This window comes from Phycisphaerae bacterium (genome assembly GCA_019636475.1).
Classification (GTDB): Bacteria; Planctomycetota; Phycisphaerae; order UBA1845; family UTPLA1; genus JADJRI01.
This window is the reverse complement of the sequence record JAHBXN010000002.1, coordinates 566,025-583,819: the sequence shown is the minus strand read 5'-3', so window position 1 is coordinate 583,819 and position 17,795 is coordinate 566,025. Positions and strand designations below refer to the sequence as shown.

The window sequence follows — 17,795 nt, the reverse complement described above, 5'->3', positions numbered from 1 at the left end:
CGCGATTTGCGCTCTTGGGATGGCGTCGCCCGCAGGCGCGGAGATTCGCGCGAAACTGCTGCGAACAGGTCTGTTTGCCGCCGGTGATCCGATCGTTCGGTTGGGTTGCACGTCCTTCGTCGAAGTGGAGTTGGCATTCACGGGGAAGGATCCCTTCGAAGGCGAACTCCGTGTGGCCCTGCCCGATCGAGATGGTGACATCGCGACGGCAGTGCAGCCCCTCGGTGGACTCACGCCTGACGGCACCAGGCGGAAATACCATGTGTACTTCCACCGAAGCGTCGAAGACGGATCCCAGCCTGTCGCTGTTCGCCTTTACAATTCGGCGGGCGATCTTGTGAAGATGCGCACCGGGGCCGACGACGCGGAAGTCCCCGAGCTGGTCTCGCCTGCCTGCGCTGATGTGCCGTCGCCAGATGATTACCTGATCGTCGATCTGACCTCGCCCCTGAAACTCCCTCACGCGAATTGCCTCGATACAAGTGCTCGCTCGCAGAATGGTCTCAACTTAAGATACGTGCTCCCGCTTGCGCCGCGCGATCTGCCCCTCTACTGGCAGGGGCTTGAATCCGTCGATGCGATCATCTGGGACGATGCCGACCCGTCCGACCTCTCCGAACGTCAGTTGACCGCGCTGGTGGAATGGGTGAAGAACGGCGGCAGCTTGCTCATCACAGCCGGAAACAACTGGCAGGCACTCGCGAAATCGTCGCTCGCCGATTACCTGCCCGTGACGCTCAAGGGCGTCACACGCGTGACCGAGGCCGTCGAGTTCACACGCGATATCGTCAAGCGAAACAGCTACGCCACCCGGCTCAGCAAGGCTTATCGCAGGAATCCGATCAATCGCTGCGACATGATCAGACGCCCGGATGCCATCGGCATTCCGTCGGACGCTCGCGGTTTGACGCCGATCGCATATCGAAGCCTCCTCGGCCGCGGAAATCTGACCTTCGTCGGCGCATCGCTTCGGGAACTCATGCCGGCACCAGCTGCCGCAGGCGTTCAACGCTCCGGCGGCGGCGCTCCGGGAGGCGCACTCGACGATGAAGCGACTCAGGAGTTTCGATCAGTCTGCGAAAAGATCCTCGCACTGAATTTCCTTGCGCTGCCGCCCACCAGCGATATCCAGAATCCATTCCTTCTCGCCCGCACCGGACTCTTCGATCAGGTGGCCGGTACCATCAGCTTTCGAGGTTTGGGGTTCGCGTTTCTCATGTTCGCGGTCGTGTTCGCCGTCCTCTACTTGCTCGCGGCAGGGGGTTCGCACTATTTCATGAAGAAGCGCGGGTGGCAGCAGTACAGTTGGACCGCATTCGCCCTGGTCAGTCTCGCGGCCACGCTGCTGGGCCTGATTATGATCTGGTCCCTGCGGGGCATCTCGACAAAGGTGCGCCAGACGACCGTCGTGGACGCACATGCCGGACACAACTTCGGTTATGCGACGGCCTACTACGGTGTGAAAACACCCGACCACACGCGCATCGACCTTCGGCTTCCCGTCGGATTTCCGGATGTCGATCCGAGGCAATATGGACCGATTCGCACCCTGCCCCGTTCCAATGAGCTGAATCTGGCCGAGCAGGTGTATGTCGGAGCAGACTCCTATCGCGTTGAAGCGTCCGCGACATCCCTCGTCGATGTGCCCGTGCGCGCCACGCTGAAGGAGTTCACCGGCCGTTGGCATGGACCGATCGGCGGCACGCTCGATGCTCGATTCGTGGTCGAACCGGGGGCGGGCGGTCGCTTCGGATTGGGCAGCTACATCACGAACAATCTCGCCTCCGATCTTCACAACTGCGTTATTCTGGAGGGACGACAGGAAATTGCGGGCGAAGGTGGATCCGTCCTGACGCGGTGTCTCCAGCTTGGCTATCTTCCGCGGTCCGGCGAAGGCGCCACACTCAATGACGAAGCCCTCGCGCAGCGCCTCTATTTCCAGCCGCCCGATCCGGCATCCACCAACCGCGAGCCGATACCACTCACCGGCGACGCGCTGCGACTGACCCATCAGCTTTTGAAGTGGAACAGGGTTGTTACGTCCATCATGGGTGGCGCCGATGTGAGTTCTGCCGCCGATCGCGAAACCGCCGCGCTACTGCTGTTGTCACTTGACAGCTTGAATCAGACGGGGCAGTCCGGGCAGACGATCCTCTCCCGTTCCTTTGGTCGGTCCCTGAATTGTGCGCACTTGATCACGCGCGAAACCGCCGTGCTGATAGGCTTTGCCTATGAGGCGCCGCCCGCGCCGCTGGAGATAAACCGGTCGCGCCGGATTCCAGAAAGCTCGCTTACAATGTACCGGTTCGTCATTCCGGTGGTGCGTCCCGCCCGCGCCACATCGCCGGAAAACGAATTGCGAGATACGCCGTGATTGTCGAAACCATCAACCTGACAAAACGCTACGGAAAGCTCGTCGCGTTGAACGGCCTGCACCTCAATATCGAGGAGGGAGAGTGCTTCGGTTACATCGGTCCAAACGGCGCGGGAAAGACCACCACCATTCGAATCCTGGCAACGCTTCTTCAGCCCACCTGGGGCGAGGCCAGAGTCTGTGGGCATACCGTCGGCTATGAGTCACGGCTGATTCGGCCTCTCATGGGCTATGTTCCCGATTTCTTCGGCGCTTATGAGGACATGGTCGTTCAGGAATACCTCGAGTTCTTCGCGGCAGCCTACAATATCCACGGCGATCAGCGGCACCGCGTCGTTGGCGATGTACTGGAGCTGACAGACCTCTCCTACAAACGCGAAGCACCGGTGGACAGCCTTTCGCGCGGCATGAAACAGCGCCTGAGCGTCGCGCGGGTCCTGCTTCACGATCCGAAAGTCCTCTTCCTCGATGAGCCTGCGAGCGGACTGGACCCGCGCGCCAGAATCGAGATGCGGGAGTTGCTCAAGGAACTCAGGCGCATGGGAAAGACGATCATCATCAGCTCCCACATTCTGCATGAGTTGGCCGAGCTGTGTACGACCGTCGGCATCATCGAGCGCGGCGAGTTGCTCTTTAAGGGCTCCATCGATGAGATCGTCCGGCGTGCAAAATCAGGCACGACGCTGGAAATAAAGGTCGGAGATAGGCAGCAGGAGGCAATCGCCGTTCTCACGACGCTGGAGCCAGTGGCCGCCGCCCGCGCCAGTGACGGCCTCGTGCGCGTGGAGTTGAAACGGCAGATGCATGACTTCGGCTTTGTTGCCGGCGCGCTGCTCAATGCAAAGCTGCCAATACAGGAGATCAGGGAGGAAAGCGTCAACCTCGAGACGGCGTTCATGCGGTTCACCAAGGGAATCGTCCAGTGAGCCGGCCGAGGACCGCGATCCGGATTGGCCCCCATCGGCGGAGTCCGCGTGAGGGTGGGAATTCGCCGACGATCTAACCGATTGGCCGTTTCGACCGGATGCACATGCTCTGATTTCGCTTGTTTGGCTTGAATGAAAAGGGTCGCACCCATGATAGATCGCACGAGTCGCTTTTCCTGGCGGGTTGTCGCCCGGGTTCTGTTCCCGGCGTTGCTCCTTCTCACGGCGCCCGCCGCGAATGCGGTGGCGGAGCCCGACGAGTCGGCGGCGTCGAATGCGAATCCCTCCGACTCGGCAATTCAGCTTCCGGATGTCGGAATTCGCATGACGCCCGGCATCCTGAGCGCGATGAGCAATCGATTCGCGGAGATGATGAAGAACAATCTCGATCTGGACGAACAGCAGACGACCGACATTGACAACATCATCAAGTCACATCTCGGAAAACTCGTGAACGACAACGCCGTCATCGGTCGTGATGCCATCGAGATGATGATGGAGTCCATGATTCGAAACGACGGTCGGTTCCCCAAGGAGGATGCCGTGCGGTTCGCCAAAGCGGTCAAGCCGCTTCTGCCGGCGGTTCGGCAGTATTTCACCGACACCTCCGGCGAAATCGGCAAAAAGCTGAACTTCAAACAGCGCCTGGAATTCGGCACCCAGATGGGGGCGGTGATGGCAGGGCTCGGCGTCTTCGAACAGCGCATGGCGCGTTGGGAGGGAGGACAGGTCGGCGACAACGCGAACCCTTTCTGGGATCCGTCCGAGCGCGATTCGGCCAGGGCCGAACAGGCGGTCGAAGATCCCAACGAACATCCCGAGCACAGGCGCGCCCGTCAGGAGGTGGAACGATGGACCGACTGGGAACTCCGAATCGATGACGGCTGGGATGAATATCTTCGACGGGCAACTGCCTTCTATGAGTTCGACGATGCGCAGAAAAGCTCCGCCGAAAACATCCTGAAGCAGATGAAGGATCGTGCTTCGGCGATCAAGACCACGGAATGGAGCGAAAGGCTCAAACAGAATCGCATCGCAAAGCGGCTGGCGCGCCGAGCGGGCAACGACATGGGCGAAGGGCCGATCGCCTTTGCTCTCGATCGCGAATACAACAGGATGCGCCAGCCACTGCTCGATCTCGACGCGGAATTCAAGAAGCGCATCGACGAACTGCCCACGTCAAAACAGCGACAGGCCGCTCAGCAGCGCGTCCGGAAGTTTCTCAGCGATCGCGGAATGGAAAAACCGCCGGTGTAATCACAGCGGCTTCCTTCGTCCGGCGTCTCGCTATTTCTTCGCTGCGACGAGTCCCAGCACCTCGTCAAGACACGCCACCATGAAGTGAGCATCGTCTTCGCTCAGGCACATCGGCGGCTTGATGCGCAATACGTTGCCGTAGAATCCGCCCTTGCCCAGCAGCAGGCCGCGCGTGCGGGCCAGTTCCAACACCTCGGCCGCTTCCGTGTTCGCGGGTTCCTTCGTGGAACGGTCGCGCACAAGTTCCACGCCCAGCATCAGCCCCAGCCCGCGAACATCGCCAATGATCCGATGCTTCTCCATCAGCGACGTAAGGCCCGCCTTCAGGCGACCGCCGACCTTCCGTGCATTTGCCTGAATTCCATCGGCATCGATCACCTCGAGAGTCGTGAGGCCCTGGATGGCCTGCACAGGGTTTCCGCCGAAGGTGTTGAAGTGCAGCTTGCCGACGAGCGACTTCGCGATCGTCGGCGTCGTAGTCACCGCTCCCAGCGCCGTGCCGTTGCCGATGCCTTTGGCCATCGTGACCATGTCCGGCGTCACCCCGAAATTCTGGAATCCCCAGTAGTGCTCGCCCGTTCGGCCGAATCCCGTCTGGACTTCGTCCGCGATGCAGATACCGCCTGCCTTCCGCACTTCTTCATACGCAACGCTGAAGTATTCCTTCGGCGGCATGACGGATCCGCCCACGCCCATGATCGGCTCGGCAATGAATGCCGCGACCCGGCCCGGCGTCGCGAATTTGATAAGCTCGCCGATGTCACGGGCACATTTGATATCGCATGACGGATAGCTCAGGCCCAGCGGGCAGCGATAACAGTAACCCGGCATCGCATGGTGTACGCCGAATGCCTGCGGCATGACATACTTCCATGTCGAATGGCCGGTCAGGCCCATGGTCGATTGCGATCCGCCATGATAGCCGTTGCGCAGCGATATCACGTCAAAGCAGCCGCTATGCATGCGGGCCGTCGTGATCGCCAGATCGTTCGCTTCGCTGCCGCTGTTCGTGAAGTAGGTCACCTTCAGTTCACCCGGCATCCGATCCGCCAGCGCCTTGCCATAGAGCGAAACGGTCGGGTGAATGTAGATCGTCGTCGTATGCTGGAGCCGACCCATCTGCTCCTGCACCGCCTTCACGATGCGCGGGTGACAATGCCCGACCGAAACCGTCACGATGCCGGCAAACGCATCAAGATAGCGCGTACCCTTCTCGTCCCATAGATACTGCATATGGCCTTCGACGATCATGAGCGGGTCTTTGTAGTAGCGCAGCAGCGCGGGCGTCAGATAGGTCTGACGCATCGCCATCACCTCATCGGCGCTGGGACCGTCATAGGGTTGAGGCTTGTGATTGCACACAGGCAAAGAGAGCGTTCGCGGTGTATCCGACATGATGGCGGTCCTTTCGCCTCGCATTTTCCATCATCCGCGAAGTAGCGTCAAAGGCGTTGTGGGAAGCGCTGCCGTGGAAACTGGCCGATATCCCGCGTCGATGACACTGCGGCGGTCATGGGATTCTTCTGCGGCCTCTTTCTCCCGCCGATGTCGGGTTGGATGGGGCGACAACGTCGACGAACCTTGAGTCGCCGGGCCCGGCATGAGTCGCCCGCGAGCAGGGCTAGAACGTCGCTCCGAACGAGAAGTTGAAGATCTGGCGATCGTCGTCGTCTTCCTCGGCGATCGGGAACGCGAAGTCGAACGCGAGCGGGATCGGCCCGAAGTACTTCACGTAGATTCTTGCTCCGAATCCGACTGCGGCACGCCACGAATGAACGCCGAAATCTCGTTCGACCGTGCCCATATCGAGGAATGTCGCGCCGCGAACGGTCTTGCCGATGAGCGGAAAGCTGTATTCCGCATTGGTGAGCAGGAGGAAATCGCCGCCAACACGATCGTCACGAAGGCCCGCCCGCGGACTCACGCCCCAGAACGCGAAGCCGCGAATCGAACCGATACCGCCCGCGCGGAACACCTCGAAAGTCGGAGCGTCGCCGAATATCTGCCCGGCCGTCGCACCGAACTGGAGAATGTGCTTGCGGCCGAATACGTCGGTCTTGAGCGTGAAGTAGCGATCATAGTTCGCCAGGGCCTTCGTGAATGTGTGGTCACCACCCATCACCCCGGCCTGTTCGAGCGAGAGCTGAAGACGATCGCCTTCGCTGGGCAGCCATCGGCTGTCAGTCGTGTCGCGAACGATTGAACCCTTGACCGTCGTCAGCCAGTTACCGCCGCGATCGTCTCGTATTTCCTTCGCCGTGAAGCGGTCGGTATCCCCGATCTGGATCTGCTCGAACCGGAACGCCGCTTCGACCGCCCAGCCCTTTAGCGGCCCTTCCTTCCACCGCTTGTCGAAGCTGGGAGTAAAGCCGATGCGCTGCTCATCGAATTCGTCACGACCGCGCTCAAAAAGGTACAGCGCCAGTCCCATGCCGATGTCGCGGTCAAATAGATACGGCTCACGGAATTCGATGCGACCGCGATTCAGTTCCGTTCCCGGCTCAAACACGAGCCGCATGGTCTGGCCCGCGCCGCGGAACGATCGGCCGCGGAAAAACTCCTTCGCCGAACGCGGCTTGTCGAAAATGTCGAAGTTACGCTGCTCGATTGAAACCGAGCCGACCAGGCCGCTGTTGCTGGTCACGCCGACGCCGAAGAGAATCGAGGTCGTATCGGATTCCTCCAATGTCACGAGCGCGTCACGAACACCGGGCTGCTCGCCGACGGGAGTGATCTTCGCGTCATTGAACAGGCGCGATTCGACCAGACTCTGCTCTGCCGATTTGACCTTCGTCGTGTCGTAAAGCTCTTCCGGCAGAAATCGCAATTCGCGGCGGATGACGCGATCCTTCGTGTTGCGGTTGCCGCGCACCACGAGCCGGCCGAACCGGTATTGCGACTGCTCCGCGATCGTCACGGTGAGGTGAACGAACCCATCTTCCTCAGCGAAGACGTAGGACGTGTTGACCTCGGCGTAGATGTAGCCGAGCCGCCCGTACGATTCGATGATGCGTTCACGATCCAGCTTCAGAATGTCCGAGTCGATGACCTCGCCGACGAAGCACTTCATCCCGCTGACGAGGCGGGTGTCGTCGAAAATCGTGTTGCCGACGAATTTAAGCGATGCAATGTAGTGCTTCACGCCCTCGTTGACGAGAAACGTGACGATCAGGTCGGACTCGCTGCCTTTGCGGAAGTCAATGCGATAGCCCACCTGCGCATTGAGATAGCCACGGGCGATGTAAAAAGCCTTGATGGCCGCGGCGTCGCGCTCAGCCGTCTCGGCATCGAACGCGCCGGTTCGGAAGATCCAGAGCGATGTTTGCGTCTCGATCAGTGAACGCAGCCGGATGTTGCTGTAAGAAAGATTGCCCTCGAACTCGATGTCCTGGACTTTGACTCGGGGGCCTTCGGATATCCGGAACAGAACGCGCCGTTCCGCGCGAAGCACCTCCCGATCGATCTCGACCGTCGCATAGGCGTAGCCTGCGTCCCGATACTTCTTCTCAATCGTCTGCTGCGCCTCTCGAATCAGAAACTCGCTGGCGGGCGAGCCGACATCAAGTTGCAGTTCCTTGAGCAGCGCGCCGGCCTTGAACTTTTCATTGCCGACAAAGTCGATCCCGGTGATGTAAGGCCGCTCCTGCACGACGAAAACCAGCACCAGCTTCCCGTCGATCTCACGAGGCTCGGCGAAGGGAGTGCCCTCGAATTTCTGCGTCGCCGCAAGCTTGCGGCACGCCTCGGCGATGGCATCTCGGTTCCACACCTCGCCCGGCTTGATGCCCGAGACGCTTTGAAGGTAGATCGGGTCGAGCGTGGAAGTGCCCTCGAACTCAACCCGGTCGATCGCCCGCCCGACCGGATCCACAGGCTGCGGACCGACTTGGAGAAGCCCCATCGTGGACCAGAAGGCCAGAATACAGCCGATCACGATCAGTCCGCGCTGCGATCGTGTGAAGCCCCCAAGAGTCGTTGCCGAATCGGCCATCCCAAGCCTTGTAGTTAGACGCTCTCTATCGTGCTCTCCCTGCCGACGAAAGGCGAGACTATACACAGGTCCGGCCCGCGCTGAAACCCACTCGCGTTAATTCCAACGCTGGAATCGCGGATGCAGCCGAAGCGCGCTATCCAAACGCCGTTCTCGCGTCGCGCAGCGCGCGATGGAGGCTACCCATCTTGTCGATCCGCGCAGAAATTGCGCAGAGCCGATCGCCGGCGCGGAACCGGCGCGCCAGTGTTGTTATCGGCGTTTGCGACCCATTGGGGAAAGCCACGCTGCAAATTGCCCGTGTCCGAGCCCGTCCACCAATCACACTCTCGATCGCAACATGGGTGGCAATATGATGTTGGATGTGTTGCCGAAAGTTTATCCACGCGATTTGAACAGCCTGTGCGGCACGGTGGAATGCGCGCATGCCGCTCACGGTTGGCGGCAGTGGGGCCGCTGAGCGGGCCGTCGCGCAAGCCGAAGGATCGGTAGGCTGGTTGCGATTTGGGCTAAATTCTCGGCAATGAAACAAGTCTTGACGGAATCGCGCCCAGGCATGATTAGAATCCAGGACGAGATGTTTGCGTGGTTGTTCATTCTGTTCGTCATGGTTCCGCTGGCGGATCTGATGCTCCTGGTTCGGCTGGGGGGAGTCATGTCGATTCCGGTCTTGATCGGATTGGTGCTGCTCACCGGCGCGATCGGGGCGGCGCTCGCTCGCCATCAGGGACTATCCAGCCTCAGAAGAATCCAGGCGGAGCTTGGGGCCGGTCGGGTACCTGCAACCGAGCTGGGAGAGGGATTGCTGATACTCTTCGCGGCGGCTTTGCTCGTGACTCCGGGTTTCATCACCGACGCAATGGGGGTCGCGCTGCTGATACCGGCCGTCCGGCGGATCGCAATGAAAGTTGTCGGGCGATATTTCAATTCTCGAATTGTCATGATGCACGGCGGCCCGTTCGACGACTGGAAACCCGCGGGGCCGATGAAGCACGTTCGCAACGAAGCGCAGAATGCGGATGAAATTCGCTCAAACGGCGATCATTGACTGATTTCCCGCGGAACCCGCGCCCGTGCCATCGCGAGCTATGATGCGCGGCCGGCGGGCGAAAAAACGCCACCGTGCCATTTTGTGAATTGGCCGGCGTGCGATATGATCGCGCCATGTCTTCACATGGAGCCCGGACAATGCCCCACGCTTTGATGATGGATATTCCCGACGTCGCCAGCCTTCAGCGCTACATCCGCGACGTGCCGGATTTTCCAAAGCCGGGCATCGTCTTCAAGGACATCACTCCGCTTCTGGCCTGCCCGACGGGCCTATCCATGGCCGTCGAATACCTGACTCAGCCCTATCGCCGTGCCAACATCGATCTGGTGGTCGGCGCCGAGAGCCGCGGTTTCATTTTCGGAACGGCCGTCGCGCGAAACCTCTCGGCAGGATTCGTTCCGATCCGAAAGCCCGGCAAACTGCCCGGCAAGACCATGAAGGTCGAGTACGAGCTGGAATACGGCAAGGACTCGCTGGAGATTATCGAGGATGCCATTCGGCCCGGATCGAGGCTGCTGATGATCGACGACCTCCTGGCGACCGGCGGCACAATGCAGGCGTGCTGCGATCTGGTTGAGGAATTCGACTGTGAAATCGTGGGTGTCGCGTTTCTGATCGAACTGGCCTTCCTCAATGGTCGTAACAGGCTGGAGAAATACCCGATTCACTCCGTCATCCGGATGTGACCGGACCTGTGAATTATTTCGATTTTAGGGTCGGGCGGCGAAATATCCGCTCAGTCACAACGATTATCAAATCATCGCATGAGGCACCCTGTGCAACCGCGCCCGCTCATACTGGCTTCGACGAGTCCCCGCCGCAGAGAGCTTCTCGCGGAGCACGGGTACGAGTTCGAGGCGGCCGCTCCGCCGTTCGAGGAGCTTGAGAGCCTGCCGCATGTCACCCCTGTGGCACATGCTGAGTCCCTGGCGTATTTCAAGGCTGCCTCCGTGTCGCGGGGGCGACCCGATGCCACCGTCATCGGTGCGGACACCATCGCCACGATCGATGGCGAGATCATCGGAAAACCGCGTGATCGCGCCGATGCCCGGCGCATCCTCACCACCCTTGCGGGCGCCTCGCATCAGGTCATCACCGGTGTCGCGCTCGTGTCCGAGAAGGACAGCCGCCGTTGGATCGATCACGCCGTCACGACCATCCGTGTAAGGCCGCTCTCGAGAGAAATGATCGAGTCCTATCTCGATACCGGGCTGTGGGAAGGCAAAGCCGGCGCCTACGGAATCCAGGACAAGGGCGATCCATTCGTCGAAGCCATTGATGGCAGCTTCTCAAACGTGGTTGGGTTGCCGATGGAATTGCTCGCCCGCGGACTGCGGGCGTGGGGCGGCCGCCTCTGCGCGTGACGTTTGTCGGCGAGTTCAGTCGCGCCGGGCCGTCAGTCGCGTGCGCTACGTCTGGTCAGACTTGTCCGGCCCGTCATCGCACGAGGATCCCGGCGCTTCCCGCTCGTCGAAGTCCAGCACCAGGACCGATACGTCGTCGGGCTGTGCGAGGCTGCCGGGCGCGGCGTCCAGCATCGTCCGCAGTTCTTCGATCAGCCTGGACGAAGACAGCCGCAGCGTGTCCAACATGCCCGACTCGAACACAGGCAGGCGCGGAAGCGGCGGTCGGTGTGCGATCAGCATTGGCTCAAGACCATCGCTGTAGATGAACACGCGATCCCCGGGCCGAAGTGTCACGGATTCGTCACTATAACGCTCGCCGACTCCGAGTCCGAGCAGGCATCCTTCGCCGTGCAACTCGCGAACGTCGTTGTCCGGACTGAGCAGCAGCGCGGGCGGATGACCCGCCACCGCGTAGCGCAGCACCCGTGTTTCAGTATCCAGGATCCCGTACCAGCCGGTGATGAACTGCGAGTCCGGCAGGCCCTGCTGGGCGAGCAGATCGTTCAGGTGGCTCAGAACTTCCGACGGCGGGACGATCTCATAGCCTTCGCGAAGAATGCGCTTCGGGCGAATCGCGTGCTTGATATACATCGTCAGCAGTCCGGCGGCGACGCCGTGACCGACCGCATCCGCCAGGTAGAATCCCCAGTGCGTTTCATCAAGCCGAAAGATGTCGAAGATGTCGCCGCTGACCCAGGAGCAGGGCCGAAAGAGCGTCGAAAACCGGAATGGACCGCTCTCGATCGCACCGTGCGGCAGAAAATCGCGCTGAAGACGCGAGGCGAGTTGCAATTCGCGATTCGTCGCGTCGAATCGGCGGGCGAGGTTGCGACCCAGACGCTGCATCGCCGAATACTGCTTGTCGAGTTGAAGAATCATCGGGCGAATGTGTGCAAGCGCGCACAATGCGCCGCGCGCCATCTCGAATGACGAATCCGGCTGAAAACACACCACGCCGCAGTTGAATCCGGCATACCGCCAAGGCCTCCGCGTCGAAACCAGCACGCCGATCTGACGCTTTCGAAGCAGATCGAGTCGAGCGTGGGTCTCTTTCAGGATGGCATCGTTGGCGTCGTCGTCGGGACCGGCGGAATCGACGAGCAGAACCGCGTCATAATTGTTAAGCAGGCCGAAGTCGTTCTCGCCGTCGAGTGAAATCGATTCCGCCACGCACCATTCCTGGGCGACGGTTAATCGGCGAACGAGCGGATCGAAATGCTCCGGATCGCAGACGATGCCCAGTCGCAGCGCTTTGCGCGTCGGACGCCGGCCGTTCGCTGTGAGGCCCTGGAGTTCATGTCGATCAGATGGTGATGGCGCGGAGCCCATTTTACATGCCCGGCGAAGTGAAGCGGCCAGTCGTCCACCCCCGACCGTCGAGGTCGATCGGCGACGATGCACGCCTCCCCCCTCCTTGTTCGGGCCGTCACCGGCGAGGGTTGAGTTTAAGGAAGTCCGGAAATTCGGGAGGACGTTGGGTCGGGCGATTTGAATCAGGGACGAAAGACGAGGTCTTCGTGGAATCGGACAGTCGCGTCCTCAGGCACGGACATCACATCGGTCGAATCATCGGAGTGGCTGCGCCCGATGAGATGGCCGAACTCGTGTGCGGTTGCGTTGGCGACGCCTTGCAGATAGGCATTCGCGTCGAGGTGCTGTGCCCATTTCGCGATCGCGTCGGTATAGACCCAGGCCACGCGCTCAGCGGGTCGTGCCAATCCCCAATACCGCTCATCGTCGCCGCCGAGAATGATGCGGTAGTCGCAGGTGTCGAGATCGTGAAAGGTGACGCGATAGCCGTAATCGCTGAAATCCACCACCATGTGGTTGTAGACGATCTGCTGCCAATCCGCCGGAAAGCCGCTCGCGGAAAAATCCAGGCACACCCTTGCCAGCGGCGCGGGCAGCGTCGCGATCCCGTCGAATCCGCATCCACCGTAACACGCAACCGCACCAAGTGCCGCACTGATAAGCCGTCGTCGCAAGCCTCACCTCGCCATTTTCCAAAGTGTAGGTCGGACCGAGCGTCTGCCGTCGCTGAATTCATTTTTTTTCGGACGCGGATGGCTCGCCACGTGACGATTGCCTTGATCCCGATAATAAGTGAATACCGCCGCCGCGCCGCTCGATTTACAATCAATCGCGTTGCACCCGCGTCTCGCCGACCGGACAAGACATGTCGATTGCCACCTTGCCGCGAACCGTCAGAACCTTCGCCCGACTACGGGTCATCGCGCAGGTTCTGTCCAAGCACGGCTTCGGGCATTTTGTAAGCCGCCTCCAACTCGGCGGCTACCTTCCGACAGCCGGTCTGTTTCGGCGCGACAAGTCCACGGAGGATACCGCCGATGTAATCGACCCGCTCGCCGCTGTCGGCAACCGGCTCGTTCGCGTGTGCGAGGAACTGGGGCCCACATTTATCAAGTTGGGCCAGATCGCCTCCACTCGGGCGGACTTGCTGCCCACCCAGATTCTCACCGCGCTCGAACATTTGCAGGCCGATTGTCCGCCGTTCCCTTCCGAGCAGTCTCGCCGAATCTTCCGGCGAGATACCGGAGTGACGGTGGATGAGGCGTTCGCAAAGTTCGAGGACAAGCCGTTCGCCAGCGGGTCGATCGCGCAGGTCCATCGCGCCATGACCATCGACGGCCAGCAGGTCGTCGTAAAAATTAAACGCCCCGGCATCGACGAAACGATCCGCCTCGACATTCACGTCCTGACGTTTCTCGCGCAGCAGGCCGAAAACTTCTTTCCGGAATTGCGCCCGTTTCGTCCCGTTCAGTTGGTGGACGAATTCGCCCGGACACTGGAGAAGGAACTCGACTTCGTCAACGAAGCCTCCGCCACGTCTCGGTTTCACGATTCGTTCAAGGGGGATGAATCGGTAATTACGCCCACCGTGCGATGGGACCTGACCGGTTCCAGCACCCTCACGCTTGAATACATGGAGGGAATGAGCTTTCGCGAGGTCCTTGCGGACGAAGGACCGCTCATCGATCGAAAGGCGCTTGCGACAAACATCGGCGCCTGCTTCGTCAAACAGTTCTTCGATACCGGCCTCTTTCACGCCGATCCGCATCCCGGAAATCTGCGGTTTCGACCCGCGGACAAGCTCGTGCTGATCGACTTCGGCATGGTCGGCCAGATCAGCGAAGAAATGATCGATAAGCTCGTCATCGGGCTCGTGTCGGCCGTGCGCAAGGACGTCGAGATTCTTGTGGACGTCTTCGCGGAAGTGGATGCCCTCGGCCCGCAGACGGACCGGCTCGCCCTCGCCCGCGATCTTCGGATGTACCTGGAAAAATACTACGGACTGCCGATTCAGCGCCTGGATATGTCCATCCTCTTCCGGGAATTGATCGACACCGTCCGCCGGCACGACGTGTCGCTACCGCGCGAATTCGTGACCCTCTTCAAATCGCTTGCGGTCGTGTCCGGAGTGATCCTCCAGCTCGATCCGGATTTCAATCTCATCGAACTGCTCAGGCCCAAGCTGTCGGTAATGGTCCGCAAACGCTTCTCCAGCCGGCGAATCTTCCGGCTGACCGGCCTCACTGCCTGGCATCTGGGTGGCATTCTTCGTGACGGTCCGCGGCTGATCCGCGACATGCTGCGCGGTATCGGACGCGGACGGTTTCAGGTCAACATACGCCACGAAAATCTCGATTATCTGGCCAGCGAACTGGATCGGTCGAGCAACCGGCTGGCGCTGTCGATCATCATGGCGGCAACCATCATGGGGGGCTCGATGCTCCTCTCGATGGAGGCGGAAGTGCCGATATTCGGGGTGCCGATTCGCTATCTCGGATTCGTGGCCTACGCCCTGGCATCCTTCATCGCCATCTGGCTGGTCGTCGCGATCCTTCGCACTGGAAAATTGTCGTAACCGCTCTGCCCGTCATCTCTCGCTTCGCGGCGAATGTGCCCGATGCAGTGCGCCGATCCGGCGGGCACCATCGCAATGCGACGGGCACTATGCGTGGCTATCGCCAACCCGGGGGGACTCATGATCGAGCAGTCGGTAGTTCAGCCCGCCACGCCGGCGGACACCCGCGCCGCGGCCCCAATCGACGCGACCTGTCCCGAGCGAACGCACCGCACCGGCGCGAGCGATTCATCCATCCTCACCTTCGAAACCCATCATCGCCCCTCGCCGATTCGCTCGCACACCGAGACAGCCTGGCCGCGAAAGCCGTTGACGCGACTGGATGGTGTCATCTGTGTGGCGCTCTTCGCCCTCGCCCTGGTCGCCCGTGCGCCGTTCATCAGTCGCGGCGAAACGCTCCTGCACTCCGACGAAGCCATCGTCGGCCTCATGGCACAGGACATCGCCGAAGGTCGCAGCCTGCCGATCTACTTCTACGGCCAGCGTTACATGGGCTCGCTCGAGGCGTTTGTCATCGCAGCGATCTCGCCGTTTTTCGACAATCCCATCCACGCCCTGCGGACCGGGCCGGCGCTCTTCCTTGCCGCGATGGTCGCGGTGCAATACCTGATGTTGACGCGATGGTTCGGCCGGCTCGGCGCGCTGTCAGGCGTGTCAGTCCTGATTCTCTCGTCGCCGATGTTCATGCAATGGTCGATCTCGGCGCGTGGCGCATACATCGAGATTCTCCTCTGGGGCTCGCTGCTGCTCTGGTGTTATACCGAGTGGTTCGTCGCGGCCCGCACCGTCGCACGACGCAGGAGTAATATCAGGAAAGCCGTCTTCGGCGCGTTGATCGGTTCCGGACTCTGGCTGAACCCGGCGGTGATGCTCTTCCTCGTGCCCATCGCCGTGCACGCACTGCTCAACAGGCCGCTCGACGAACTCGCCGCCAGTCCGCTCACCGGAAAACACTACCATCGCCTCACAAATGCGCTGGGGCGCGCGTCGTTGCCCGTCGCCGCTTTCGCCGCCGTGCTCGCTCTGAATCTGACCTGGGCCGTTTGGATTGCGGATCACAAAGTACAAAGTCGCGTGCTGCTCGGCGCGCTTCCGAAGCCCGTCGCCCTGCTGACCCTTTCGGCGGCAACGCTCGCCTCGGCGATCTATCTCAAACGCCGCACAAGCCTGTTTCAAACCGCGAGGAGCCTCGTCTCCCGGGACGCCGCGCTCGTCATTGGCGCGGTGATCGGTGCATCCCCCGCCATAGCCTATGCCGTTATGACGGCACTCACCGGACGCTCGCTGGATCCGTCCCTGCCGCTTGGATTCCGTCCACTCTGGATGACCGGCGAGACGCTCGTCTATTTTCTCAACGGCATTCCGCTTCTCTTCGGCGCCGATCCGCGGCCGTTCCTTCAGTTGGTCGGCGTCGGTCGCGACACGGTTGTGCGGCCGCTCGACCTGATGACGTCGGCCTGGGTCATCGCATCAAATTGGATCATTCTCGGCTGCGCAATATCCGCCGTGATGATCCTCGTTCGACAGGAGCACGGGGGCCTCGAACGCCTGTTGAGATTGAAGTCCGACAGGTATTCCCCCACGATCCTCCTGATGGGTTGTGTCGTCTGCGGCGTCGCACTCTATCTCCTCGGCGGTTGCACCCTCGATTTCACCACGATTCGATACCTCATTCCGCTCTGGGCGTTCCTGCCCGGGCTCGTCGCGGCCGTCGCAGTCAACGACCGCTTTCCCGTCTTCGGCCGGGCGATTGCCGTCCTCCTTTGCGGAGCCTGGGCGACCGGGCAATTGGCGATGCACCGCCAACTCGGAGCGTCGCATCCGCTTCACCGTGTGGCATCAAGCCTCGTCGCGCGAGGCGCGGACCCCGTCGTGGCCGAACCCCTCGACGCACACCTGCTTTCCTATCTCTCGCGGCAAAAATGCAGGACCATCGAGTTCGAGTCGTTCTGGCCCCGGCTGGCGCATTATCACGGGCTCCTCAAGGCCGACAAACCTGCCGAATACCTCGTTCAAACCGCCGAAGTCGATCGTTCCTGGGACTGGATCAAAGGCGGCTGGCCCGGCGAAACCCCGCCAGAAACCAGGCGGTTTCTGTGGCCTCGGCTACGCCGGGAGATCCAGCAGCGGCCCGAGAGCGTATTGCGCCGAATCCCGCTCCCCGACGGCTACGAACTGATTCAACTCTCACACCCGCTTCCCGATCGAACGATCTTCAGATCGACCGGTCCGGCCCTTGTTCCGTGACCCGCACGCAATCGTCGGACGAGCATCCCGCCGCAAAATGGCTCCGCCCGGCCGTCGGTAAGGAAACCCCTGTTTTTTAGGCATTTCTTGAAGATACGCTTGCAAGTTGCCTGTTTTTCTGGCATTTTACCGCCGCGCTGCCACGAAGTAGCCCACGGTGCGGCTGAATGACTCGCGATGTGTTCGCACCCGCCGCCGTGACAAGACAGTCAGTGAAGAAAGGATTTTTTCATGGCAAAGAAGAAAGCAAGCAAGGCGCCGGCGAAGATCAAGATCTCGTCGGCCTCCAAGGCCCGCACGAAGAGCGAGATCTACAAGGTCTTGGCCGAGACCGCGGGCCTCAGCCGGTCGCAGGTTGTTTCAGTCTTCGGCGGCATGTCGGCACTGATCGAAGCCGACCTCAGCAAGAAGGGGCCGGGCATCTTCACCGTTCCCGGCCTTCTCAAGATCAAGCGGATCCACAAGCCGGCCACCAAGGCTCGCGAAGGCATCAATCCCTTCACCGGCGAAAAGCAGATGTTCAAGGCGAAGCCCGCGCGAAATGTCGTCAAGGCGCTCGCCCTCAAGGCTTTGAAGGAAATGGCGAATAAGTAATCCGCCTGCCTCGCAAAGCGATACGCATTTCAAGAGAGCCCGCTCGCTGGAGCGGGTTCTTTT

At 60.9% G+C, this 17,795-nt stretch carries 13 protein-coding genes; 9 read left to right on the top strand and 4 right to left on the bottom strand.

Annotation, left to right across the window (positions count from 1 at the left end; all coding sequences use genetic code 11):
• Positions 1 to 19: 19 nt before the first annotated feature.
• The 3 genes from KF841_05390 to KF841_05380 all read left to right on the top strand — a co-directional run bounded on the left by KF841_05390 (position 20) and on the right by KF841_05380 (position 4,557).
• Positions 20 to 2,374 (top strand): hypothetical protein, encoded by a 2,355-nt coding sequence (locus tag KF841_05390; GenBank protein MBX3394780.1) that lies wholly within the window; start codon positions 20 to 22, stop codon positions 2,372 to 2,374.
• Positions 2,374 to 3,300 carry an ABC transporter ATP-binding protein gene (locus KF841_05385; GenBank protein ID MBX3394779.1) on the top strand — a complete coding sequence of 309 codons (927 nt, stop codon included), beginning with the start codon at positions 2,374 to 2,376 and terminating at the stop codon, positions 3,298 to 3,300. The genes KF841_05390 and KF841_05385 overlap by 1 nt, the downstream gene beginning before the upstream one ends.
• A gap of 150 nt (positions 3,301 to 3,450) precedes the next feature.
• A complete protein-coding gene (locus KF841_05380) occupies positions 3,451 to 4,557 on the top strand; it encodes a hypothetical protein (GenBank protein ID MBX3394778.1) in 1,107 nt (368 codons plus the stop codon).
• A gap of 30 nt (positions 4,558 to 4,587) precedes the next feature.
• On the opposite strand, the gene KF841_05375 is transcribed toward KF841_05380, so the two are convergent.
• Entirely contained in the window at positions 4,588 to 5,952 is a 1,365-nt protein-coding gene (locus KF841_05375; GenBank protein MBX3394777.1) for an aspartate aminotransferase family protein, read from the bottom strand.
• Between the two features lie 226 nt (positions 5,953 to 6,178).
• Positions 6,179 to 8,548: an outer membrane protein assembly factor BamA gene (bamA, locus tag KF841_05370; protein ID MBX3394776.1), complete on the bottom strand. Its 2,370-nt coding sequence runs from the start codon at positions 8,546 to 8,548 to the stop codon at positions 6,179 to 6,181.
• A 556-nt stretch (positions 8,549 to 9,104) separates the two neighbouring features.
• On the opposite strand from bamA, the gene KF841_05365 reads away from it, so the two are divergent.
• The 3 genes from KF841_05365 to maf all read left to right on the top strand — a co-directional run bounded on the left by KF841_05365 (position 9,105) and on the right by maf (position 10,963).
• Positions 9,105 to 9,596, top strand: coding sequence for an FxsA family protein (locus tag KF841_05365; protein MBX3394775.1), 492 nt, complete (start codon positions 9,105 to 9,107; stop codon positions 9,594 to 9,596).
• A 155-nt stretch (positions 9,597 to 9,751) separates the two neighbouring features.
• On the top strand, positions 9,752 to 10,285 hold the full coding sequence (locus KF841_05360) for an adenine phosphoribosyltransferase (protein MBX3394774.1): 534 nt from the start codon (positions 9,752 to 9,754) through the stop codon (positions 10,283 to 10,285).
• Positions 10,286 to 10,363: 78 nt separating this feature from the next.
• Positions 10,364 to 10,963 carry a septum formation protein Maf gene (gene maf, locus KF841_05355; protein ID MBX3394773.1) on the top strand — a complete coding sequence of 200 codons (600 nt, stop codon included), beginning with the start codon at positions 10,364 to 10,366 and terminating at the stop codon, positions 10,961 to 10,963.
• Positions 10,964 to 11,008: 45 nt separating this feature from the next.
• Here the strand turns inward: maf and KF841_05350 are convergent, their stop codons facing one another.
• The gene (locus tag KF841_05350) at positions 11,009 to 12,406 is read right to left on the bottom strand and encodes a serine/threonine-protein phosphatase (protein ID MBX3394772.1); all 1,398 of its coding nucleotides are present in this window, start codon (positions 12,404 to 12,406) and stop codon (positions 11,009 to 11,011) included.
• A 92-nt stretch (positions 12,407 to 12,498) separates the two neighbouring features.
• Complete coding sequence (locus KF841_05345; protein MBX3394771.1) at positions 12,499 to 12,990, bottom strand: hypothetical protein; 492 nt, start codon at positions 12,988 to 12,990, stop codon at positions 12,499 to 12,501.
• Between the two features lie 191 nt (positions 12,991 to 13,181).
• On the opposite strand from KF841_05345, the gene KF841_05340 reads away from it, so the two are divergent.
• From KF841_05340 to KF841_05330, 3 genes are all read left to right on the top strand, one after another.
• Complete coding sequence (locus KF841_05340; GenBank protein ID MBX3394770.1) at positions 13,182 to 14,891, top strand: AarF/ABC1/UbiB kinase family protein; 1,710 nt, start codon at positions 13,182 to 13,184, stop codon at positions 14,889 to 14,891.
• A gap of 42 nt (positions 14,892 to 14,933) precedes the next feature.
• Positions 14,934 to 17,138, top strand: a complete 2,205-nt coding sequence (locus KF841_05335) for a hypothetical protein (GenBank protein ID MBX3394769.1) — start codon at positions 14,934 to 14,936, stop codon at positions 17,136 to 17,138.
• Positions 17,139 to 17,369: 231 nt separating this feature from the next.
• Positions 17,370 to 17,732 (top strand): HU family DNA-binding protein, encoded by a 363-nt coding sequence (locus KF841_05330; protein ID MBX3394768.1) that lies wholly within the window; start codon positions 17,370 to 17,372, stop codon positions 17,730 to 17,732.
• Positions 17,733 to 17,795: the final 63 nt, after the last annotated feature.